At 71.2% G+C, this 19949-nt stretch carries 21 protein-coding genes; 11 read left to right on the top strand and 10 right to left on the bottom strand.

Features of this window, described 5'->3' with window-relative positions:
- Nucleotides 1–34 precede the first annotated feature (34 nt).
- Complete coding sequence (locus AB0B33_RS06410; protein ID WP_360767645.1) at nucleotides 35–880, bottom strand: hypothetical protein; 846 nt, start codon at nucleotides 878–880, stop codon at nucleotides 35–37.
- Between the two features lie 213 nt (nucleotides 881–1093).
- Between AB0B33_RS06410 and AB0B33_RS06405 the strand changes: the two genes are divergently transcribed.
- A complete protein-coding gene (locus AB0B33_RS06405) occupies nucleotides 1094–1636 on the top strand; it encodes a DinB family protein (protein WP_360767642.1) in 543 nt (180 codons plus the stop codon).
- Between the two features lie 4 nt (nucleotides 1637–1640).
- Here AB0B33_RS06405 and AB0B33_RS06400 read toward each other — a convergent pair whose 3' ends face one another.
- Nucleotides 1641–2276: a TMEM175 family protein gene (locus AB0B33_RS06400; RefSeq protein ID WP_360767639.1), complete on the bottom strand. Its 636-nt coding sequence runs from the start codon at nucleotides 2274–2276 to the stop codon at nucleotides 1641–1643.
- 68 nt (nucleotides 2277–2344) lie between these two features.
- Between AB0B33_RS06400 and AB0B33_RS06395 the strand changes: the two genes are divergently transcribed.
- A complete protein-coding gene (locus tag AB0B33_RS06395; protein ID WP_360767636.1) occupies nucleotides 2345–4054 on the top strand; it encodes a lyase family protein in 1710 nt (569 codons plus the stop codon).
- Between the two features lie 119 nt (nucleotides 4055–4173).
- Nucleotides 4174–5163 carry an SCO0930 family lipoprotein gene (locus AB0B33_RS06390; RefSeq protein ID WP_360767634.1) on the top strand — a complete coding sequence of 330 codons (990 nt, stop codon included), beginning with the start codon at nucleotides 4174–4176 and terminating at the stop codon, nucleotides 5161–5163.
- 17 nt (nucleotides 5164–5180) lie between these two features.
- On the opposite strand, the gene AB0B33_RS06385 is transcribed toward AB0B33_RS06390, so the two are convergent.
- Entirely contained in the window at nucleotides 5181–5834 is a 654-nt protein-coding gene (locus AB0B33_RS06385) for a DUF4383 domain-containing protein (protein WP_360767631.1), read from the bottom strand.
- Between the two features lie 190 nt (nucleotides 5835–6024).
- Between AB0B33_RS06385 and AB0B33_RS06380 the strand changes: the two genes are divergently transcribed.
- Complete coding sequence (locus tag AB0B33_RS06380) at nucleotides 6025–6903, top strand: hypothetical protein (RefSeq protein WP_360767628.1); 879 nt, start codon at nucleotides 6025–6027, stop codon at nucleotides 6901–6903.
- A gap of 3 nt (nucleotides 6904–6906) precedes the next feature.
- Here AB0B33_RS06380 and AB0B33_RS06375 read toward each other — a convergent pair whose 3' ends face one another.
- Nucleotides 6907–8112 carry an alpha/beta hydrolase-fold protein gene (locus AB0B33_RS06375; protein ID WP_360767625.1) on the bottom strand — a complete coding sequence of 402 codons (1206 nt, stop codon included), beginning with the start codon at nucleotides 8110–8112 and terminating at the stop codon, nucleotides 6907–6909.
- 148 nt (nucleotides 8113–8260) lie between these two features.
- Nucleotides 8261–9223: an alpha/beta hydrolase gene (locus AB0B33_RS06370; RefSeq protein WP_360767622.1), complete on the bottom strand. Its 963-nt coding sequence runs from the start codon at nucleotides 9221–9223 to the stop codon at nucleotides 8261–8263.
- A 155-nt stretch (nucleotides 9224–9378) separates the two neighbouring features.
- Here AB0B33_RS06370 and AB0B33_RS06365 point away from each other — a divergent pair, with 155 nt between their 5' ends.
- Together AB0B33_RS06365 and AB0B33_RS06360 are read left to right on the top strand one after the other, a co-directional pair.
- Entirely contained in the window at nucleotides 9379–9828 is a 450-nt protein-coding gene (locus AB0B33_RS06365; RefSeq protein ID WP_360767619.1) for a MarR family transcriptional regulator, read from the top strand.
- On the top strand, nucleotides 9825–10667 hold the full coding sequence (locus tag AB0B33_RS06360) for an SAM-dependent methyltransferase (RefSeq protein ID WP_360767616.1): 843 nt from the start codon (nucleotides 9825–9827) through the stop codon (nucleotides 10665–10667). The genes AB0B33_RS06365 and AB0B33_RS06360 overlap by 4 nt, the downstream gene beginning before the upstream one ends.
- Here the strand turns inward: AB0B33_RS06360 and AB0B33_RS06355 are convergent.
- Nucleotides 10664–11602, bottom strand: a complete 939-nt coding sequence (locus AB0B33_RS06355; RefSeq protein ID WP_360767613.1) for a patatin family protein — start codon at nucleotides 11600–11602, stop codon at nucleotides 10664–10666. The two genes, AB0B33_RS06360 and AB0B33_RS06355, sit on opposite strands and share 4 nt — an antisense overlap.
- Nucleotides 11603–11706: 104 nt before the next feature.
- Between AB0B33_RS06355 and AB0B33_RS06350 the strand changes: the two genes are divergently transcribed.
- The 3 genes from AB0B33_RS06350 to AB0B33_RS06340 are packed head-to-tail and all read left to right on the top strand — an operon-like array spanning nucleotide 11707 to nucleotide 15265.
- Nucleotides 11707–12249: a PadR family transcriptional regulator gene (locus AB0B33_RS06350; protein WP_360767610.1), complete on the top strand. Its 543-nt coding sequence runs from the start codon at nucleotides 11707–11709 to the stop codon at nucleotides 12247–12249.
- On the top strand, nucleotides 12249–14261 hold the full coding sequence (locus AB0B33_RS06345; RefSeq protein WP_360767607.1) for an NADPH-dependent 2,4-dienoyl-CoA reductase: 2013 nt from the start codon (nucleotides 12249–12251) through the stop codon (nucleotides 14259–14261). The genes AB0B33_RS06350 and AB0B33_RS06345 overlap by 1 nt, the downstream gene beginning before the upstream one ends.
- Nucleotides 14262–14311: 50 nt before the next feature.
- Nucleotides 14312–15265, top strand: coding sequence for a prephenate dehydrogenase (locus AB0B33_RS06340; RefSeq protein WP_360768600.1), 954 nt, complete (start codon nucleotides 14312–14314; stop codon nucleotides 15263–15265).
- Between the two features lie 7 nt (nucleotides 15266–15272).
- Here the strand turns inward: AB0B33_RS06340 and AB0B33_RS06335 are convergent, their stop codons facing one another.
- Both AB0B33_RS06335 and AB0B33_RS06330 read right to left on the bottom strand, forming a co-directional pair.
- A complete protein-coding gene (locus tag AB0B33_RS06335; RefSeq protein WP_360767604.1) occupies nucleotides 15273–15482 on the bottom strand; it encodes an antitoxin in 210 nt (69 codons plus the stop codon).
- Nucleotides 15483–15505: 23 nt separating this feature from the next.
- Entirely contained in the window at nucleotides 15506–17473 is a 1968-nt protein-coding gene (locus tag AB0B33_RS06330; RefSeq protein WP_360767601.1) for an FUSC family protein, read from the bottom strand.
- A 68-nt stretch (nucleotides 17474–17541) separates the two neighbouring features.
- Here AB0B33_RS06330 and AB0B33_RS06325 point away from each other — a divergent pair, with 68 nt between their 5' ends.
- Together AB0B33_RS06325 and AB0B33_RS06320 are read left to right on the top strand one after the other, a co-directional pair.
- The gene (locus AB0B33_RS06325; RefSeq protein ID WP_247015667.1) at nucleotides 17542–17979 is read left to right on the top strand and encodes an SRPBCC family protein; all 438 of its coding nucleotides are present in this window, start codon (nucleotides 17542–17544) and stop codon (nucleotides 17977–17979) included.
- A 126-nt stretch (nucleotides 17980–18105) separates the two neighbouring features.
- Nucleotides 18106–18852, top strand: coding sequence for a polysaccharide deacetylase family protein (locus tag AB0B33_RS06320; RefSeq protein ID WP_360768597.1), 747 nt, complete (start codon nucleotides 18106–18108; stop codon nucleotides 18850–18852).
- Here the strand turns inward: AB0B33_RS06320 and AB0B33_RS06315 are convergent.
- Together AB0B33_RS06315 and AB0B33_RS06310 are read right to left on the bottom strand one after the other, a co-directional pair.
- Nucleotides 18849–19322: a carboxypeptidase regulatory-like domain-containing protein gene (locus AB0B33_RS06315; protein ID WP_247015669.1), complete on the bottom strand. Its 474-nt coding sequence runs from the start codon at nucleotides 19320–19322 to the stop codon at nucleotides 18849–18851. The two genes, AB0B33_RS06320 and AB0B33_RS06315, sit on opposite strands and share 4 nt — an antisense overlap.
- Complete coding sequence (locus AB0B33_RS06310; RefSeq protein WP_247015671.1) at nucleotides 19319–19924, bottom strand: sigma-70 family RNA polymerase sigma factor; 606 nt, start codon at nucleotides 19922–19924, stop codon at nucleotides 19319–19321. Before AB0B33_RS06310 ends, AB0B33_RS06315 begins: the two co-directional genes overlap by 4 nt.
- Nucleotides 19925–19949 lie beyond the last annotated feature (25 nt).

Raw genomic sequence — 19949 nt, 5'->3', positions numbered from 1 at the left:
CGCGGGGCCCGGCCGGACCCCGCGCGTCACGCCGTCAGCACTGCACGAACAGGCCGGTGTAGGCCGTGCACTTCTTCGACGCCTTGTCGTTGGCCGCTTCCGGGTCGGCCGGGGCGCTCGCCGCGCGCTGGGCCGTGGCCGTGAACGCGCCCCAGGCGAAGAAGCCGCCCTCGGAGCTGAACTTCGCCGTCGCCGAGGCGCCCGGCGCGAGGTTACCGACCGCGCAGGTCAGGGCCGTGCCCGAGCGGGTGCAGCCGGTCAGGGAGGTGACCGTGCGGCCCGATCCCGCGTTGGCCGTCACGCGGACGCCGGTCGCGGTGGCGGGGCCGGTGTTCGAGACCGTGATCACGTAGTCGACGCGGGCGGCCAGGCCGGCGCGTGCGGTCCCGGCCAGCGCGACCTTGACGTCGGCCTCGTTCGGTGCGGCGATCGTGACGGCCGGGCCGTCCTCGACGCCGAACGCGTAGTTGTCGCCGGCGAACTGGTGCTGCAGCGTGAACTGCCCGGGCTGGACGTCCTCCTTCACGCGGAAGGTGAACGTCACCGTCTTGCTCTCGCCGGCACCCAGGTCGCCGACGCCGCCGCGGAAGCTGCTGAGGTACGGCGAGCACGCGATCGCGCCGCTGCAGGAGACCAGGTCCACCAGGTCGACGACCGGCTTCTCCTTGGCGTAGAGCGCCGCCTTCGCGCCGGTGACCGTGAAGTCCGTCGGGTTGTAGAGCTGCTCCGTGACCGTGAACGTGTCGCCCGCGTGCACGGTGGTTTCGCTGACGTCGATCGAGCTGGGGGCGGGGGCCGCGGACGCGACGGTGGGGGCCGCGATCAGGGCGGCGGTCGTGAGCGCGGCCAGAACTGCGGTTCTTCGTCCGGTTCGCTGCATCGTCTTGATCTCCTGGTTCCGAACCGAGGGGTGCCGCTTCGACCGTGGGGACCGGCGTGCGCAGCAGGGGTGACGAAGATCAGATCGGCGGTCCCCGAAATTCGTTACCTGGTTCTCGAAACCGTGTCTGAACTGGGGTTTTCAGCCCGTTGCCCGGTCACCGGACAGCCCGGCGCCCCGAAAATTGTCGGACCCCCGTGGCACGCTCCGCACATGACCGAACACAGCACTCCGGTCGCGGCCCCGGCCCGCTTGACCGGGCCCCGCGAAGATCCGACACCGATCGCCGACGAGCGGCAGGCGCTCACCGAGAGCCTCGACTACTACCGGCGCACATTCGAACTCAAGTGCGCCGGTCTGGACCCCGGCCGCCTGGCCGAGCGCTCGGTGTCGCCGTCGACCCTGACCCTGCACGGGCTGTTGCGGCACCTCACGGGTGTCGAACGCTGGTGGTTCCGGATCCAGTTCGCCAGAGAGGACCTGCCGAACCTGTACTACTCCGACGACGACCCGGAGCAGGACTTCACCTCGCTCGACGGGGACGTGGACGAGGCCTTTTCGTTGTGGCACGCGGAATGCGCGCGCTCCCGGGAGATCGTCGCGGCGAGCTCGCTGGAGCAGACCGGCGTCCGGCGCAGCACGGGCGAGCCGTTCGCCCTGCGCTGGTTGATGCTGCGGATGATCGGCGAGTACGCGCGGCACTGCGGCCAGGCCGACCTGGTCCGCGAGCGGATCGACGGCGTTACGGGCGAGTAGCGGCTCAGCCGGCGCGGTGGCGCAGGCGGAAGAGGAGGTTGACCACGAACGGGACGACGATCCAGCAGGCGTAGGCCCAGTGCGTGAAGAAGGCGACCGGGATCGAGACGACGAAGGCGGCGGCCATCGTGCCGATCCCGCGGTAGACCTTGCCGAAGAGCTCAGGCGGGGTGTCGGCGCGGTAGTGGTGGCTGCCCTGGATGCGCCGGGCCATGAGGAGGAACAGCGTCAGCGCGACGACCTGCACGAGCGCGTAGAAGACGAAGCGGAATTCGAACCCGCCGTCTTCGGCGATCACCTTCGTGGCGAACGGCATGATCACCTGCGTCAGCAGCCAGCCGAAGCTGAGCCGGATGAGGCCGCCGTCGAGGGTGGTGACGTGGTCGAACAGCCGGTGGTGGGCGCGCCAGTGGCCGCCGATCACGACGAAACTGATCAGGAAGGAGATGTATTCGGACTGGTGATGGCCGAGTGAACGCAGCAGTTCGGCGCTGGTGGCGCCTTCCGGCAGCGGCAGCTCGAGCGCGAGCAGCGTGATCGCGATGGCTACGACGGCGTCCGAGAAGAAGGTCAGCCGCTCGGCGGCGAAACCCCGGGGTTCGACGTCGGCGGTGTCCTCCGTGGACGGAACGCTGCTCATGGCCGATGAGCGTGCCAGACGCGGCAGCGTGGCCTTCGGCGAGGCCGGGCGCGTGCGATGCTGAGGCCATGAGCGTCGACCCCGATTCCGGACTGCTGTCCCCGGTACGGGCCGGTACGCCGGCCGAAGCGTCGACCGGTGACGAGGCTTGGCTGCGCGCGATGCTCGACGCGGAGGCAGCGCTGGCGAGAGCGCAGGCGCGGCTCGGGACGGTACCGCCCGAAGCCGCGGACGCGATCACGGCGGCCGCCGGCAGCGCGCGGATCGACGTCGTCGAGCTGGCGCGGGAGTCGCGGGCGACCGCGAACCCGGTCGTCGGCCTGGTGAAGGCGCTGACGTCGGCGGTCGGTGGGAGCGCGGCCGAGTACGTGCACCGCGGCTCGACGAGCCAGGACATCTTCGACACCGCGATGATGCTGGTCGCCGACCGGACGCTGCGGCCGCTCGCGGCCGATCTCGACGCCACCGCCGAGGCACTGGCCGAGCTGGCGCGCACGCACCGGGACACGACCATGGCCGGGCGCACGCTGACGGCGCACGCGGTGCCGACGACGTTCGGCCTCAAGGCCGCGGGCTGGCGGCAGCTGGTGCTGGACGCGGCCACCCGGATCCGCCGCCTGCTCGACGGCGGACTGCCGGTCTCACTCGGCGGGGCAGCGGGGACGCTGGCGGCGTACGTGGAGTACGCCCGCCTGGCCGAGGGCACGGGGAAGGGGCAAGCGGGACGGGGTGGGGCGGGGGGCGGGGGCGGGGGCCCGGAAGCCGACGGCGGCGCGGTCAGCGCGGGCGCGGGCGCGGGCGCGGGCGCGGGCGCGGGCGCGGGCGCGGGCGCGGGTAACGACGGTACGGCCAGCGAAGGTGCGGGCGGCGAAGGCGCGGCCGACACCAGGACCCACGACGGCGACAGCGCGGCCGTCGACAGCGCGGCCGTCGACGACACGACGCACCCCAGCGCGGCTAGCGACGACGCGGCCAACACCAGCGCGGCCAACACCAGCGCGGCCGGCGACAACCCGCGCGACCCGGCGCGGGTCGACGAGGGTTACGCCGAGCGGCTCGTCGCCGCCTTCGCCGAGGAGACCGGGCTGGCCGCGCCCGTGCTGCCGTGGCACTCGCTGCGGACGCCCGTTGCCGACCTGGCCGCCGCGCTCGCGTTCACCGCGGGTGCGCTGGGGAAGCTGGCCGTCGACGTCGCGACGCTGACGCGGACCGAGCTGGGTGAAGTCGTCGAACCGGCCGCCGGTGGGCGGGGTGGGTCGTCGGCGATGCCGCACAAGCGGAACCCCGTGCTCGCGACGCTGATCCGCTCGGCCGCGCTGCAGGTGCCGGTGCTGGCCGCCGGGGTCACGCAGTCGATGCTGGCCGAAGACGAACGGTCGGCTGGGGTGTGGCACGCCGAGTGGCAGCTCGTCCGGGAGTGCCTGCGGCTGACCGGTGGGGCCGCGCACACCGCCGTCGAGCTGGCGCGGGGGCTCGCGGCTCAGCCCGAGCGGATGCGGGCGAACCTGGCGTCGACGCACGGGCTGATCGTCTCCGAACGGCTGTCCGCTGTGCTCGCGCCGCTGCTCGGGAAGGCGAAGGCCAAGGAACTGCTGGGTGCGGCGTCACGACAAGCAGTGGAGCAGGACCGGCCGCTGCGGGATGTGCTGGACGAGCTGCCCGCCGTCACCGGGGTGCTGACCCCGGCCGCGCTGGACGAGCTGCTCGATCCCGCCGGGTACACCGGGGCTGCGGGTGTGCTGGTCGACCGCGCGCTCGAGGCGGGCGTGGACGCGTAGGAGCAGCTCGGCGGCGGCGGAAAAAAAACTTTGAACCGCCTTCGCCGGGTGTCCGTGTAGTGGGTATCAGGCAGCCGCACCGAGCGGCGGGAAACCCCACGGACACAAGGAGAACTTCCATGCTTCGCACGCGCATCGCCGTCTCCGTCGCCGCTGCGGCAGCCGGGCTGGCAGTGCTCACCGCTTGCTCGGGTGCCGAAACTGCTCAGCCGGTCATCGCCCCCGCGGCGGCGGGCGGCACCGGTGGCGGCCAGATCGCCAACGGCCAGGTGGGCAACGCAGCTCCGGCGTCGAACGAATCGAAACTCGTCGTCGCGGACGTCGCGAGCGTCGGGCAGGTGCTCACCGACCAGAACGGCATGACGCTCTACCGGTTCGACAAGGACACGGCGAAGCCGCCGAAGTCCAATTGCGACGGTGACTGCGCCAAGGCTTGGCCGCCGATGCTGGCGACCGGGGACGTTCAGGTGCAGGGGGTCGACAAGAACCTCGTCGGGAAGGTGACGCGGTCCGACGGGACCGAGCAGATCACCGTCGGCGGGTGGGCGCTCTACCGCTACGCCAAGGACACCAAGGCCGGTGACGCGACCGGGCAGGGTGTCGGTGGCGCCTGGTACGCCTCGAACGCCAAGGGCGGGAAGGCCGGGCAGGCCGCGGCCGAAGCCGGCGTCGTCAAGCTCAGCGCGAGCAAGATCGACGGGCTCGGGGACGCGATCGTCGACCAGAACGGGATGACGCTCTACCTGTTCACGAAGGACACCAAGAAGGCCAAGACGTCCGCCTGCAACGGCGACTGCGCCAAGACGTGGCCCGCGGTCCTCTCGAACAACGGCAAGGTCGAACTGCAGGGCATCGACTCGAAGCTGCTCGGCAGCATCAAGCGCGCGGACGGCACCGAGCAGGTCACCATCGGCGGCTGGCCCGTCTACACCTTCTCGAAGGACCTGAAGCCGGGCGACGCGAACGGCATGGGCGTCAACGGCACCTGGTTCGTCATCGAGCCCAACGGCTGCAAGGTCGGCACCACCCCCAGCGCCACCGCCAACCAGGCTCCGGCTGACAGTGGCGCTGGGAGCAGCAACTCCGGCGCTGGTGGCACCACCTACTGAGCCACCTAGAACTTCCTTTAGTGGGCGAGGCCCGGCGGACGCTCTTCGCGAGCGACCTCCGGGCCTCGCTCGTCGTGGTGGCGGCGCAGGAACGAGCGGCGACGCGGCTGGGCGGCGACGTCGTCGGTGCGGTCCGTGCGGTCGTGGTCGATGCGGTCGCGGTCGATGACCTCGGTGTGCTGCTCGGCGATCGCCGGCTCGTCGGCCGTTTCGTCCTCGGGCAGGAGGATGGTGCGGCGGGCCGGGAGGACGGCGATCAGCAGACCGAGCGCCGCGACGCCGAGGTGCAGCCACGTGTCGGCGGGACCCATGTCCATCGGGTTGCCGGCGGTGGCGAAGGGGTTGTTCGAGATGAGGCCGTCGATCATCAGGCCCCAGACGAACAGCAGGCCGTAACCGATGAACAGCAGCCAGCCGAACGTGCGGGCGCGGCCCGAACCGAACGCCAGCAGCAGGCCGACCACGCCGGTCCCGATGCGGACCAGGCTCATGAGCGGGTTGGCGGAGAACCGCCAGAACCCCGCGTCGTGGTGGCCGGCGAAGTTGCCGAAGCCCGTCCTGGTCAATCCGATGATGCCGACGACGAGGAACGCGATCCCGGCCAGTCCGGCCAGCACCTGCGCCGGCTGCAGGCCGCGAACCCGGATGCGTGCGCCTTTCGCGTGAGTCATGACTCCAGTCCTTCCCAGCGGGTGGTGACGACCGTCACCGCCCTCAGGTACCCCGCGAACACGGTGAGCGAAACGACTGTGCTTGCCCGCGGGCCACCTGCGCGTTCGCGGTTTCGGTGCCTCGCGAGAGCTATCCCACAAAACCACCCGTTTCAGCGAACAGCGCGCGGCGTTCCCGGCAATCCAGGGCATGCGCAAGCTGAGCGGGATCTTCCTGGTGGGGCTGTGCCTGGGGGCGATCGGCGCGGTGGTGCTCACCGCGAGTCACAGCGGCCCCCCGGCCGCCGAAGCGGTCGCGGTCGCGGAACCGCTGACAACGATGTCGGAAACGCCGGTGAGCACGCCGTCCCCCACTCCGACGCCGTCGCCGAGCAAGAGCGCTACGCCGACGCCGAAGAGCGCGCCGAAGGTGGAGGGTGCCGACGTGGACCGGCTGATGCCGAGCGGGACCGCCAGCGCCGTGGTGTTCGACCGGCAGAGCGGAGCCACGACCGTCTCCGTGCGGGCGGACCGCGGGTACACGTCGGCGTCGCTGGTGAAGCTGCTGATCGCGCTCACCGTGCTCGACCGGGGCGGGCCGACGGCGTCCGTGCAGCGGATGTTGTCCCGCAGCGACGACGAGCTCGCGAGCCAGTTCTGGTCGGCCTACGGCGGGCCGGCGATCGTCACGCGCTGGGCCACGAAGCTCGGGCTCACCGGGACGCGGGCGCCGGCGGATCCCGGGCGCTGGGGCGACACGCGGATCACGGCGCGGGACGTCGTCCGGATCTACCAGTACGTGCTGGAGCACGCGCCGGGCGCGATCATGGCCGCGTTGCGGGGTGCGACCGAGCGCGGGTCCGACGGGTTCCGGCAGTACTTCGGCATCCCGGACGCGGCCGACGGGCGGCCGTGGGCCGTCAAACAGGGCTGGTCGTGCTGCGGGCCGACGCGGATGCTGCACACCTCGGGCGTCGTCGGCGACGGGGACCGGTACATCGTGGTGGTGCTGAGCGAGCACCCCGCCTCGGTCGACTACGCGACCGGTTCGAAGCGGGTGACGGCGATCGTCTCCGCGCTGCTCGGCTGAGGACTACTGGTCGGTGTCCGCCAGCGCCCCGTGCGCGCCGGACTTCGGCAGCGGCCACGGGAGGACGCCCCCTGTCGTGTCCGCAACGCGGCCGGCCGGGGCCGGACTCGTTGTGTGCGAACCGATCCACGCCAGGACGTCGGGGATCTGGGACTTGAAGGTGTTCATGTTGTGGCCCGCGTCCCGGATGCGCCACGACGTGAACTGCAGCGGCGGCCGGGCCGCGGCGCGGATCTGGTCGATCGCGTAGCTCTCGTAGCTCTCCTTCTCACCCGAGATCGCCAGGATCTGGACCGGCGACGGGTGGAGGCGGACGTTGACCCGGACGTTGTTGGCGTCGTTGATGTCCTGGCGGCCGTGGAACAGGTCTTCGGTCTCGGCGTCGATCTGGGCCTTGTCGTAGCCGCTGACGCTGACCGCCTGGCCGTACCACTGCGGGTGGCGGGTCACCAGGTTCATCGCGCAGTAGCCGCCCGACGACCAGCCCGCGATCGTCCAGCCCTGGCGGTTCGGGGAGACGCCCAGCTTCTGCAGGGCCCAGTCGCGCAGGTCGGCCGTCAGGTACGTGTCGTTGGCCGTTCCGTTGACCTCGTCGACGCATTCGGTGTCGTGGCCGACCTTCGGGACGCCCGTCGGGTCGGGGACGATCACCACGGTGGGCGGCAGGGCCTTGCGCGCGATCGCCGCGTCGAGTTGCTGGGGCATGCCGTAGACGGCGAAGACCTCGGGACCGGACGGGTAGTTCGGGATCCACTCGATCGCCGGGAAGCGGAGTTCCTTGTACGCCGCGTCGAAGTACTGCGGGGGCAGGTACACGGTGACGTCGCGGGTCAGCTTGGTGCGGCGGCCGGTCACCTTCATGTGGACGACCGTGCCCTTGCCCTCGCGCGCGTGCGCCACCCCCGTGTCGCGTAGCTTCTCGAGGTCCTCGCCGTTCTGCGCCGCCTCGGCGTCGGTGCCCTGGCCCGAGTACACGCCGGTGCCGATCAGGGAGCCGACCGTCGGGAAGAAGCCGCCGATCATGTTGCCCGCCATGCCGGTGGTCACGACCAGCAGGACGACGGCGAGCAGGATCGTGGCGCTGCGCCACAGGCGCTTGCGCTTCCAGCGGTCCCAGAACCACGGGACCGCGATGATCGCGAGCAGCGTCAGCACGACCACCACGATCATGTTGACCGGCGAATCCAGCCGGATGCTGCTGAAGCTCATGGGTCGGTCCTTCCGGGGCGGGCAGTGAACGCGCACCCGGAACCCCCCGGGACTCGCGTATATATCACGTTTCAGCCCCCGGACAAGTTGCGGCCCTGTGGCTTCTGTCACAGGGCCGCAACGCACGCCGAACTCAGCGTTTTCTCAGTTATTTCCCCAAAGCCCGGGTCAGGACGGTGATGGCCTGGGTGATCGCCGCCTCGGCGGCGTGGGTCTCACGCAGCGCGTTGACCATCACGAAGTCGTGGATGATCCCCTGGTACCGGACGGCCGTGACGGGCACGCCCGCCTGACGCAGCTTCGCCGCGTACGCCTCGCCTTCGTCGCGCAGGACGTCGGCCTCGCCGGTGATCACGAGGGCCGGGGGCAGGCCGGCGAGCTCGTCGAGCGACGCGCGCAGCGGGGACGCGGTGATCTCCGCGCGCTGGGCGGGGTCGGTCGTGTACTGGTCCCAGAACCACTTCATGCCTTCACGGCCGAGGAAGTAGCCCTCGGCGAACTCCAGGTACGACCCGGTGTCGAAGTTCGCGTCGGTGACCGGGTAGAAGAGCACCTGCTGCTTGAAGGTCACGTCGCCGCGCTGCTTGGCCAGGATCGTCAGCGCCGCCGTCATGTTGCCGCCGACGGAGTCGCCCGCGATCGCGATGCGCGAGGTGTCCAGACCCTGCGAAGCACCGTGCTCGGCGACCCACTTCGCCACGGCGTAGCTCTGCTCGATGGCGACCGGGTAGCGCGCCTCCGGCGAGCGGTCGTACTCGGGGAAGACGACGGCGGCACCGACGCCGGCCGCGAGCTCGCGCACCAGGCGCTCGTGGGTGTGGAAGTCGCCGAACACCCAGCCGGCGCCGTGGATGTAGACGATCACCGGCAGCGGTCCCTCGACCCCCGCCGGGCGGACGATCCGGGTCTCGACCTCGCCGGTCGGGCCACCCGGCACCTGCAGGACCTCGATCGACGCGGGTGCCATGGCGACGTCGCCGTCCTGGACGCCGTCGACGGCCTTGCGCCCCTCCGCCGGGGGCAGCTGGAACAGGTACGGCGGCTGGTCGGTGGCCTCGGCGAACGCCTGCGCGGCCGGTTCGAGCGCCAGGTTGTGCGGGTTGGCGGTCATGTCGTCCTCCTCGGGGTGAAGCAAGCTGATGCCATCAAGGTAGCTCTCAACTGAGTTGCGCACAACTTAATTACGTCCAATGAGATGCAGGGCACTTAAGTTGCCGCGCAGTTCGATCTCGGGGAGCATGGAGAGTTACGAGAGAGGAGGACGCCATGGCATCGCTGCGGCTGGACGACCAGCTCTGCTTCGGGCTGTACTCGGCGTCGCGCGCGGTGACGTCGCTGTACCGGGTCGTCCTGGACGACCTCGACCTGACCTACCCCCAGTACCTGGTCATGCTGGCGCTCTGGGAGACCGACCACCGCCTGGTGAAGGAACTCGGCGCCGAGCTGAACCTCGACTCGGGCACGCTCTCGCCGCTGCTCAAGCGGCTGCAGACCGCGGGGCTGGTGAGCCGGAACCGGCAGGCCGACGACGAGCGGTCGGTCCGCGTCAGCCTGAGCGAAACCGGGAAGGCGCTGCGCGAGAAGGCGCAGGGCATCCCCGACGTGATCGGCACGGCGATGAGCCTGGACGACGCCGGGGTGGCCCGGCTGCGTGCCGAGCTGGACCGCCTGACAGAGTCGGTGAACGCCTATCGGGAGGCTCGGGCACCGGCATGATCAACCACGATGACGCGCTGAAGGCCGTCGAGAGCAGCCTGGACCGCCCCTCGGCGGCCCGGATCTACGACTACTTCATCGGCGGGCACACGCACTACGCGATCGACCGCGACTTCGCGGAGAAGGTCCGCGCCCGGCTGCCGCTCATGGGCGAGTACTGCCTGACGAGCCGGCAGTTCCTCGGCCGCGCGGTCCGCCAGTGCGTCCGCGAGGGCATCCGCCAGTTCGTCGACATCGGCTCGGGCCTGCCGACCGCGGGCAACGTCCACGAAGTGGCCGATGAAGAGCGCGAAGAACTCGACACGCGCGTGCTCTACATCGACAACGAGCCGATCGCGCTCGCGCACTCGACGCTGCTGCTCGCCGACACCGCCGACCCCGAGCGCCACCACGCCATCGCCGCGGACTTCCTGCAGCCGGAAGACCTCTGGGACCGGGTGACCGCGTCCGACGTCATCGACGTGCGGGAGCCGATGGCGCTGGTGATCAACGCCGTCATGCACTTCGTCAAGGACGAGCAGAACCCGGACTACCTGCTGGACTTCTACCGCGACCGGCTGCCTTCCGGTTCGCTGCTGGTGCTGTCGCAGATGACCAACGAAAACCCGGTCAACGACGACGAGCGGCAGGCGCTGATCGACCTGCTCGAGTACTACGAGACCACGACGAACCCCGGTTTCCTGCGGCCGATGGCCGAGTTCGAACGCTTCTTCGGCGGCTGGCCGATGCTCGAACCGGGGCTCGTCTACGCGCCGGCGTGGCACCCCGACGAGCGGACCGTGTTCGCCGCCTCGCCGTCGGAATCCCGCGTGATCGGTGGCGTCGCCCGCAAGCCTTAAGAAGCTTCGCGCAGGCTTTCCAGCACGTCGAGGACCGCGCTCTTGCCCAGCTCGACGGCCTTGCGCAGCACCTCGGGGTCCCGCTCCAGCGTGGCCACGTCCGGGGCCCCCACCGGCGGCCGGATGCTCAGGATGCGCGGATCGGACGCCAGGACTTCTTCGTCCTCGACGTCCCGGCGGTAGGTGTCGCGCCACGCCGGGATCGCGCCCGGGGCCTGGCGGCGCAGGAACCGCGGCACCACGACGTCGTACGCGCGGGGCGGCGGCAGCGGCAGTTCGTCGGCACGGCGGGTGCGCAGCACGAGGACGTCGGTCGCGTCCTGGGCCAGCGCCGTCCGGTACGGGATCGGCTCGGCGACACCCGCGTCGACGAACCGGCGGCCGGCCATCGGGATCGGCGGCCCGGCCAGCACCGGCATGCACGACGACGCCGCGAGCGAGACCTTGATCGCGTCGACGTCGTCGAGGAAGGGGTGCAGGTCGGTCGACTCCCCCGTGTCGGCGTCGGTGGCGAGCGGGTGGAACGTCACCGGGTTGGCCAGGATCGCCGGGAAGTCCATCGGCTCCAGCACCGAATAGACCTGGTGGACGAGGTATTCGAGGTCGATCACCGCGCGGCCGCGCAGGGTGTGCAGCGGGTTGATGATCCGGCGCATGACGACCGGGTTCCACCAGGTCCGCACGCCCGTCGACGAGCAGCCGCTGAGCAGCCAGGCGCCGTTCAGCGCGCCGGCCGACGAGCCGTAGACGGCGTCGAAGACCGGGACGGCGCCGAGTTCGTCGAGCGCGAGGGCCATGCCGCTGGAGTACGTGCCGCGGCTGCTGCCGCCTTCGATGGCGAGGGCGAGGCGCCTGCCGTCGGTGCGTGCGCCCGGGACGCTGCCCGTCGCCAGCCGTTCGGAGATCAGTTCGAGTACCGGGTGCACTCCTCCCATCCTGGTCGTTTCGCGCGGAGAGTCGACCCGATTTATCCCACCCAGGGGGGTGAAGTGATGCGCGCCTCGTTGCACTGCAACTCGTTGCATAGGACCCTCGGGCCATGGCACTGGAGCACGCGATCCTCGTCTCGCTGTCCGAGCGCGCCGGCTCGGGCTACGAGCTCACGCGCCGCTTCGAGAAGTCGATCGGGCTCTTCTGGAGCGCCACCCACCAGCAGATCTACCGCGTGCTGAAGCGGATGGAAGAGGCCGGCTGGGTGGCCGTCGACGTCGTCGCGCAGTCGGGGCGGCCGGACAAGAAGGTCTACACGGTCGGCGACGGCGGGCGCGCCGAACTCGTCCGCTGGCTGGCCGAGCCCGACCCGACGGCCGGGCCCGTGGAACTCGCCGTGAAGATCCGCGGCGCCACCTTCGGCGATCCGGCGAAGGTGGCCGAAGAGATCGTCCGGCACCGGTCAGCCCACGCCGAACGCCTCGACGTCTACCGCCAGATCGAAAAGCGCGACTTCCCCTCGCCCGCGGGCCTCCAGGGCCAGCACCTGCACCAGTACCTGGTCCTGCGCGGCGGCATCCGCGTCGAAGAGGGCCAGGTCGAGTGGTTCGACGAAGTCCTCGCCGCCCTCCACCACCCCAAGGACGCCTGATGACCCCGTACCCGAACTTGCTGTCGCCGCTCGACCTCGGCTTCACGACGCTGCGCAACCGCGTCCTGATGGGGTCGATGCACACCGGTCTCGAGGACAAGGCCGCGCACTTCCCCGAGCTGGCCGAGTACTACGCCGAACGCGCCCGCGGCGGCGTCGGGCTGATCGTCACCGGCGGGTTCGCGCCGAACAGGACCGGCTGGCTGCTGCCGCTCGCGTCCAAGCTGACGACGTCCGCCGAAGCGAAGCAGCACCGGCAGCTCACGGCTCCCGTGCACGAGGCCGGCGGCAAGATCGCGCTGCAGGTGCTGCACGCGGGCCGGTACGCCTACCACCCGCTGAGCGTGTCCGCGTCGAGCATCAAGGCGCCGATCAACCCGTTCCGGCCGCGCGCGCTGACCGGCCACGGCGTCCGCAAGCAGATCGACGCCTTCGCCGAATGCGCCGCTCTCGCCCGCGAAGCGGGTTACGACGGCGTCGAGATCATGGGCTCCGAGGGCTACCTGATCAACCAGTTCCTGGCCGAGCGCACCAACAAGCGCACCGACGCCTGGGGCGGCACGCCGGAGAAGCGCCGCCGGTTCGCCGTCGAGATCGTCAAGCGCACCAGGGAAAAGGCCGGCGCCGACTTCATCATCGTCTACCGGCTGTCGATGCTCGACCTCGTCGCGGGCGGCCAGCGCTGGGAAGACGTCGTCGCGCTCGCCCAGGAGGTCGAGGCCGCCGGGGCGACGATCATCAACACCGGCATCGGCTGGCACGAGGCCCGGGTGCCGACGATCGTCACGTCGGTGCCGCGCGCCGCGTTCACCTGGGTGACCGGGAAGCTCAAGCCGCACGTCGGGATCCCGGTCGTGACGTCGAACCGGATCAACATGCCGCAGGTCGCCGAAGAAGCCTTGAGCAGCGGCGACGCCGATCTCGTGTCGATGGCCCGGCCGTTCCTCGCCGACCCCGAGTGGATCCGGAAGGCCGAGACCGGCCGCGAGGACGAGATCAACACGTGCATCGCCTGCAACCAGGCCTGCCTCGACCACGCCTTCAAGCGCAAGCTCGTGTCCTGCATGGTCAACCCGCGGGCCGGCCACGAAACCACGCTGACCTTGTCGCCGACGCGGCGGCAGAAGCACGTCGCCGTCGTCGGGGCCGGGCCCGCGGGGCTGTCCGCCGCGACCGCGCTCGCCGACCGCGGGCACCGCGTCGAGCTGTTCGAAGCCGACGACGAGATCGGCGGCCAGTTCGGCATCGCGCGGAAGATCCCCGGCAAGGAGGAGTTCGCCGAGACCATCCGCTACTACCAGCGGCGCCTCGAAGTCACCGGCGTGAAGCTGCACCTCGGGACGCGCGCGAAAGCCGCCGACCTCGCCGGCTTCGACGAGGTCGTGCTGGCCACCGGCGTCGCCCCGCGTGTGCCGTCGCTGCCCGGGATCGACCACCCGAAGGTGCTGTCCTACGTCGACGTCGTGAAGCACGGCAAGCCGGTCGGCGCGCGGGTCGCGGTGATCGGGGCCGGCGGCATCGGCGTCGACGTCAGCGAATTCCTCACGCACACGGACTCGCCCGCGCTAGACCTCGACGCGTGGATGGCCGAGTGGGGTGTCACCGATCCGGAGACCGCGCCGGGCGGGCTCACCGAACGGAAGCCCGAGCCGTCGCCGCGGCAGGTTTACCTGCTGCAGCGCAAGAAGTCCGGGATCGGTTCCGGGCTCGGCAAGACCTCGGGCTGGGTGCACCGGGCCGCGCTCAAGGCGAAGAAGGTCGAACAGCTCCCCGGCGTCAGCTACGAGCGGGTCGACGACGAGGGCCTGCACATCACCGTCGACGGCACCCCGCGGCTGCTGGAAGTGGACACGGTCGTCGTCTGCGCCGGTCAGGAGCCCGTGCGCGACCTCGCGGACGAGCTGCGCGCCGCGGGCCTGCCGGTGCACCTGATCGGCGGGGCCGACGTCGCCGCGGAACTCGACGCGAAACGCGCGATCGACCAGGGAACGAGGCTCGCCGCATCGCTGTAGCCCTGAATGCGTCCGGCACTGGCAGGATGGGCCCCGTGCGAGACGTATGCGTGATCGGGCTCGGGCTGATCGGCGGGTCGCTGTTGCGTGCGGCCGCCGCCAGCGGCCGCACGGCGTTCGGCGCCGCGGTTTCCGAAGGGGACGCCGACGCGGCCAGCAGAGCGGGTTACGACGTCACGACCGACGTCGAAGCCGCGCTGCACCGGGCCGCCGCCGACGACGCGCTGGTCGTGCTCGCGGTGCCGCTCCCGGCCGTCGAAGACCTGCTGCGGCTGGTCAACCAGCACGCGTCGCACTGCCTGCTCACCGACGTGACCAGCGTGAAAGCGCCGGTCCTGGACGCGGTCCGCCGCCGGGTGCCCTACACGAGGTACGTCGGCGGGCACCCGATGGCGGGGACGTCGAACTCGGGCTGGCTGGCCGGGGACGCGACGCTGTTCCAGGGCGCGGCCTGGGTCGTCGCCGTCGAAGAGGACACCGACCTCGACGCCTGGGCCGAAGTGACGGCGCTCGTGCTCGACATCGGCGCGCACGTCGTCCCGCTGCCGGCGGAGTCGCACGACGAGGCCGTCGCCCGGATTTCGCACCTGCCGCACCTGTTCGCGGCCATCCTCGCCACGGTTGGCGGTGAGGGCGGCCCGCTCGCGATGTCGCTGGCCGCCGGGTCCTACCGGGACGGGACGCGGGTCGCGGGCTCGAACCCGCACCTCGTGCGCGCGATGACCGAAGGCAACCGGGACGCGCTGCTGCCGATCGTCGACGAAGCCCTCGGCCGGCTCGGCGCCGCGCGCGGCTCGCTCGCGTCGACCGGCGGGCTGGCGGCCACGATCAACGCGGGTTACGAAGGCGCGCAGGCACTGGCCGCCAACCTGGACGCCGAACGCGCGGGCGTCCGGATCAGCCTGGCGGCGCCGGACGCCCGGCAGGGCCTGATCGCGCTCGGCGAGCGCGGCGGCCGGATCACCGGGCTGTCCGACGGCATCGCCACCGGCGAGGTGCAGTAGCCGGCCGCTACCGCGCGGGCGGGGTGTCCGGCGTGTCGTCGAACTTGTTGAGGAAGTCCTTGGCCTTCTCGACGCCGCCGTCGATCTGCGAGTCGTGGCCGGAGAACTTGGACTTCGCGAAGTCCGCCGCCTTGTCCAGGCCCTCCTCGATCTTGTCGTTGTGCTCGCGCAGGGCCTCTTCGGCCTTGCCCTTCAACGCGTCGAAGTCGATTCCCATGGGGCAATTGAACAGCACGGACCTCACGTGCGCCGGTGGTAGGGCAGGAACCGCCGGACGAGCCGCGGCGGGGTGCGTTCCACCAGGTCGGGACCGCGGACGGCGTCGAACGCCGACTCGAGCTGGTCGACCACGCCGGAGAGCTGCTCGCGGTCCGGCAGCGGCACCGACCGCGGCTCGCGCTGCTCGCGGATCGAGGACGCCAGCTCGTCCAGCGCGGCCGTGAGCAGCTCGACGTCGGCCGCGTCCGGCGGCGCGACCCCGCGCCCGATCGTCACGCCGACCTCGGTGACCGCGTCCGCGACGCGTTCCTGCGCCGCGATCACCGGCCACCACGCCACCGCTTGGCGGCCGTTCGCCGACGGCTCGACGACGACCTGCTGGAACGCCGTCCGCAGGTCCGCCAGCGCCCGGTAGGCGCCCCGCCGGGCCCGTGACCGCGCCAGCCGCGCCTCCCCCGAAGACGCCTCGACCAGCGCGCACGAGACGTACTTCGCGACCGCGTCCAGCCCATCGGCCAGCCGGCCGCCGACCTGGGGACGGCGGCTGCCCGGCCACAGCAGGTAGCCGAAGACCAGCACGATCACGCAGCCGAGCGCGGTGTCGATCAGCCGCGCCACGACGACGTTCCAGCTGCCGGTGTTGGCCAGGTCCATCTGCAGGATGATCAACGGCGTCACGAACGCGCTGAGGATGCCGTAGTTGCGCACCTTCCCGACCGCGACGCCGCCGGCGAAGATCGCGATCAGCGTGACGAGGACCCAGCCGCGGCCGCCGGCGGCGAGTACGAGCGCCCCGATCCCGACGCCCGCGAGCGTGCCGATCCCGCGCAGCACCGCGCGGCCGAACACCGAGCCGAAGTCCGGTTTGAGCACGATCCCGACGGTCAGCGTGATCCAGTAGGACCGCTCGAACGGCACCAGCAGGCCGACGACCTCGGCGATCGCGACGCAGAGGGTCAGCCGCAGCGCGGCGATCCAGGTCAGCGGGCCGGAGGCGAGCGAGCCCGCCCACGTCCGCAAGCGCCGGTACCAGGGCGTCGGCTCGCGGCGCTTGCGGTCGTCGCCCTTGCCGATCCGGACCAGGCCCGCGTACAGCGCGGCGAGCCGCGGATCGCTTTCGTCCACGGGCACCGGCGGCGGTTCCGGCAGCGGCTGGCTGGCCAGCACCGACGCCGAGAGCGCGACGAAGTGGTCGACGACGTCCTTCGGCGGGCGGCGGCCGGCGTGGACCAGCGCCACCGACGCCTCGACCGCGGGGGTCGTGGCCGACAGCAGGTTGAGCAGCTGGCGGTAGGCGGCGTCGCGGCCCGACAGCCACGAGCGCGCGGTGAGCAGCTGGTCGTAGGCGGTGTTCATGGCCGTGGTCAGCCGGTGCCGGGCCACGCGCGAGACGGCTTCGTCGGTCGCGGACAGCATCGCGGCCAGCTCGACGTAGACGTGCGCGACGGCGGTGCGTTCCGGGCTGGTCGCCCGGAAGGTCCAGCTGACCAGCGCGACCAGGAAGCTCCAGGCGGCGCCGATGCAGAAGAAGCCGAAGAGGACTTCGACGCGCACGCCGGTCGCGTGCTGCCCGGTGCCGAGCACGCAGAACACGAACAGCTGCAGCCCGGCGACGGAGGCGTTGCTGCCGGCCGCGCTGATCAGCGCGGACACCGCGGCGACCAGGATCACCGCGGGCACGGACAGCGCCGGGACACCGCCGGTGAGCAGCCCGACGAGGTAGCCGGCGGTCGCCGCGAGCGTCGCCCCGCCCAGACGTCGAGCCCGGTAGCGGTAGGGCCCGGCCGACTCGGACAGCACGGCGGGCAGCGCGCCGGTCGAGATCAGCGCGCCGACGGCGATGTCGCCCGCCGCGTACCCCACCGCGAGCGGGACGGCCAGCGCGAGGACCGCCCGGGCCACCATGTTCCACGGCACCGGGACCGGCTTGCTGCGCAGGAGCTGGGTCAGCCAGTGCGGCGCGGCGAGGTCGGGACGCGGCGTGCTCACGCCCCCATCTTGACCTACGCTGCCCGAGACGATTAATTATCAACCTGTCAACAACGTGGGAGGTTCCGGTGGGCCGCAAGTACTCCTTCGAGGTCAACCGCACGAGCAGCGCGCCGCCGGAGGCGCTGTTCGCGCGCGAAGCCGAGGGCCCGCGCTGGGCGGAGTGGGGAAAGCCACTCATCGTGCAGGCCCGCTGGAAGCGGCCCGGCCCCGGCGTCGGCGCCGTCCGCGAGGTCGGGCTGTGGCCGGTGCTGATCCGCGAAGAGACCGTCGAATACGAGCCCGGCCGCAAGCACGTCTACACGTTCTTCGGCGCCAACCCGATCAAGGACTACCGGGCCGAGGTGCTCCTCACCCCCACCGCCGACGGTGGCACGCACCTGCGGTGGACAGGGTCGTTCACCGAGCCGGTCAAGGGCAGCGGCCCGGCGCTGGCCGCCGGACTGCGCGCGGTGATCCGGCTGTTCTCGGGCAAGCTCGTCAAGGCGGCCGAAACCGGGCGCTGACCTGGGTGCGCCGGGCCACACCAAGATCGCCCGGCGCAACTTTTCCGCACCGTCCCACGTCACTCTTTCGGGTGGTCTTTTATGGCCACCTCGGAAGGGGGACGCGAGATGAAACGACTGGCGGCGATCGTCGTCGTGGCGGCACTGGCGCTGACGGCCTGCTCGGCGGCGGAGCCGGACCGGCGGGAGTTCGGCACCAGCCAGCCCAACCCGGCACCGGGCGGGGGCCCGGGCGCGACGACACCGGGTCCGTACCCGTTCGGCACGGTCCAGCAGAAGGCACCCGCGGTCGAGAACGGCCAGGTCCCGGTCGTCCGGCGGATCACCACCGACAAGCCGTACGTCTTCCTCACCATGGACGACGGCGCGGTGAAGGACCCGGACGCGGTCAAGCTGATGCAGCAGAACGGCACCCACCCGGTGCTGTTCCTGAACCAGAAGTACGTGAAAGGCCACGAGGCCTACTTCAAGCAGATCCTCGACGCCACCGGCGCGACGCTCGGCGACCACACGGTCGACCACCCGAACCTCAAGGGCAAGCCCTACGAGTTCCAGCGCAAGGAGATCTGCGACGACGCCGACGACTTCCAGGCGTCGCTCGGCGTCCGGCCGTCGCTGTTCCGGCCGCCGTTCGGCAACTACGACCAGAACACGCTGCGCGCGGCGGCCGCGTGCGGGATGCGCGCCGCGGTGCTGTGGACGGCCGCGGTCAACGACGGGCACGTCCAGTTCCAGGCCGGCGACAAGCTCAAGCCCGGTGACGTCGTGCTGATGCACTTCCGCAAGACGTTCAAAGAGGACTACACGGCGTTCGTCGAGCAGGCGAAGAAGGACGGGCTCACCCCCGTCCCCTTGGCCGACTTCCTCGGTTAGAGCACCACGGTCGGCGTCACGACCGTCCGGCGGCACGTGACGTCCCCGAGGTGCACGAGGATCTGCGTCGTCCCGCGCGGCACGTTGTCGAGCACGAACCGGCCGCCTTCGTCGGCGGTCGTCGACGACGTGCCGTGCTCGGCGACGCGCACCTCGACCCCGTACTGCCCGGCCGGCACCAGCCAGCCGTCGATCCGGTGCAGCTTGCCCATCTTCGTCAGGTTGATCATCACCGTCAGGTCGCTGACGGTGAACGTGATCGTGCCCGTGCCGCCACCGCGCACGCCCGCGAGGTCGTCGAGCCGCTCCCAGCGGGCGACCTCGACGTCGAGGTCCCCGAGCGCGAGCGCGAACTGGACCCGCTGCACCAGATCACCCGGTGGCGGGTCGAACTCGTCGAGGAAGCTGCTGATCCCGGCCAGGATCAGCTCATCGGAAAAGGCCTCACCCGGCGCCCCGAGGTCGTTCATCGGCTTCCCCCTTCACTGGCGAGGAGATCGCGCATCTGGTCGAGGCAGCGCCCCCTGGTCGGTCCGACACTGCCGCGTGGCATGCGCAGCGCCTCGGCGACGAGCTGGTACTCCGCCCGACCCGCGAGCACGGTCAGCCGGAGCAGTTCCTGACAGCGTTGGGGCAGCCGGACGAAGGCGCGCCAGACCCGGCGATCGCGGTCGGCGCGGACGGCTTCGTCTTCGGGGGCCGGTTGGGTGCTCGGCATCGCGTCGGCGACTTCGTCGCTCAACGGCACGGGCTGGATGCGGCGGCCGAACGGGTGGGTGGCCTCGCGGCGGGTGGTGGTGATCAACCAGGCGGCGAGGGCCTTGGGATCACGGAGCTTGCCGAGCTGGCTGAAGAGGGCGAGCCACACGGTCTGGACGACGTCTTCGGCGACCGAGCGGTCGAGGCCGTTGGCGCGGGCGACGTGCCACACGAGCGGGGTGAGCTCGGCGACGAGGCGGTCCATCGCCCGGCGGTCACCGTCACGGGCGGCCTGCATGCACGCGGCGTGCAGCTCGGCGCCGGTGAGGCCCTCCCAAGGTGGGTCCACCTCTGTGGTTTGCACGTCGGTCACGGTATCTGCCCCTCTTCGGAAGAGT

It is taken from the genome of Amycolatopsis sp. NPDC049159 (assembly GCF_040648295.1).
Classification (GTDB): domain Bacteria; phylum Actinomycetota; class Actinomycetes; order Mycobacteriales; family Pseudonocardiaceae; genus Amycolatopsis; species Amycolatopsis pretoriensis_A.
The sequence above is the reverse complement of the archived record's forward strand: the minus strand, read 5'-3'. Positions and strand labels throughout refer to the sequence as shown.

Coding starts and splice junctions, on each gene's coding strand:
- AB0B33_RS06355 (WP_360767613.1), bottom strand. CDS start 11,602: ATGGGAGGAGTGCACCCGGTACTCGAACTGATCTCCGAACGGCTGGCG.
- AB0B33_RS06410 (WP_360767645.1), bottom strand. CDS start 880: ATGCAGCGAACCGGACGAAGAACCGCAGTTCTGGCCGCGCTCACGACC.
- AB0B33_RS06345 (WP_360767607.1), top strand. CDS start 12,249: ATGACCCCGTACCCGAACTTGCTGTCGCCGCTCGACCTCGGCTTCACG.
- AB0B33_RS06390 (WP_360767634.1), top strand. CDS start 4,174: ATGCTTCGCACGCGCATCGCCGTCTCCGTCGCCGCTGCGGCAGCCGGG.
- AB0B33_RS06375 (WP_360767625.1), bottom strand. CDS start 8,112: ATGAGCTTCAGCAGCATCCGGCTGGATTCGCCGGTCAACATGATCGTG.
- AB0B33_RS06360 (WP_360767616.1), top strand. CDS start 9,825: ATGATCAACCACGATGACGCGCTGAAGGCCGTCGAGAGCAGCCTGGAC.
- AB0B33_RS06400 (WP_360767639.1), bottom strand. CDS start 2,276: ATGAGCAGCGTTCCGTCCACGGAGGACACCGCCGACGTCGAACCCCGG.
- AB0B33_RS06405 (WP_360767642.1), top strand. CDS start 1,094: ATGACCGAACACAGCACTCCGGTCGCGGCCCCGGCCCGCTTGACCGGG.
- AB0B33_RS06350 (WP_360767610.1), top strand. CDS start 11,707: ATGGCACTGGAGCACGCGATCCTCGTCTCGCTGTCCGAGCGCGCCGGC.
- AB0B33_RS06395 (WP_360767636.1), top strand. CDS start 2,345: ATGAGCGTCGACCCCGATTCCGGACTGCTGTCCCCGGTACGGGCCGGT.
- AB0B33_RS06380 (WP_360767628.1), top strand. CDS start 6,025: ATGCGCAAGCTGAGCGGGATCTTCCTGGTGGGGCTGTGCCTGGGGGCG.
- AB0B33_RS06385 (WP_360767631.1), bottom strand. CDS start 5,834: ATGACTCACGCGAAAGGCGCACGCATCCGGGTTCGCGGCCTGCAGCCG.
- AB0B33_RS06315 (WP_247015669.1), bottom strand. CDS start 19,322: ATGAACGACCTCGGGGCGCCGGGTGAGGCCTTTTCCGATGAGCTGATC.
- AB0B33_RS06335 (WP_360767604.1), bottom strand. CDS start 15,482: ATGGGAATCGACTTCGACGCGTTGAAGGGCAAGGCCGAAGAGGCCCTG.
- AB0B33_RS06370 (WP_360767622.1), bottom strand. CDS start 9,223: ATGACCGCCAACCCGCACAACCTGGCGCTCGAACCGGCCGCGCAGGCG.
- AB0B33_RS06365 (WP_360767619.1), top strand. CDS start 9,379: ATGGCATCGCTGCGGCTGGACGACCAGCTCTGCTTCGGGCTGTACTCG.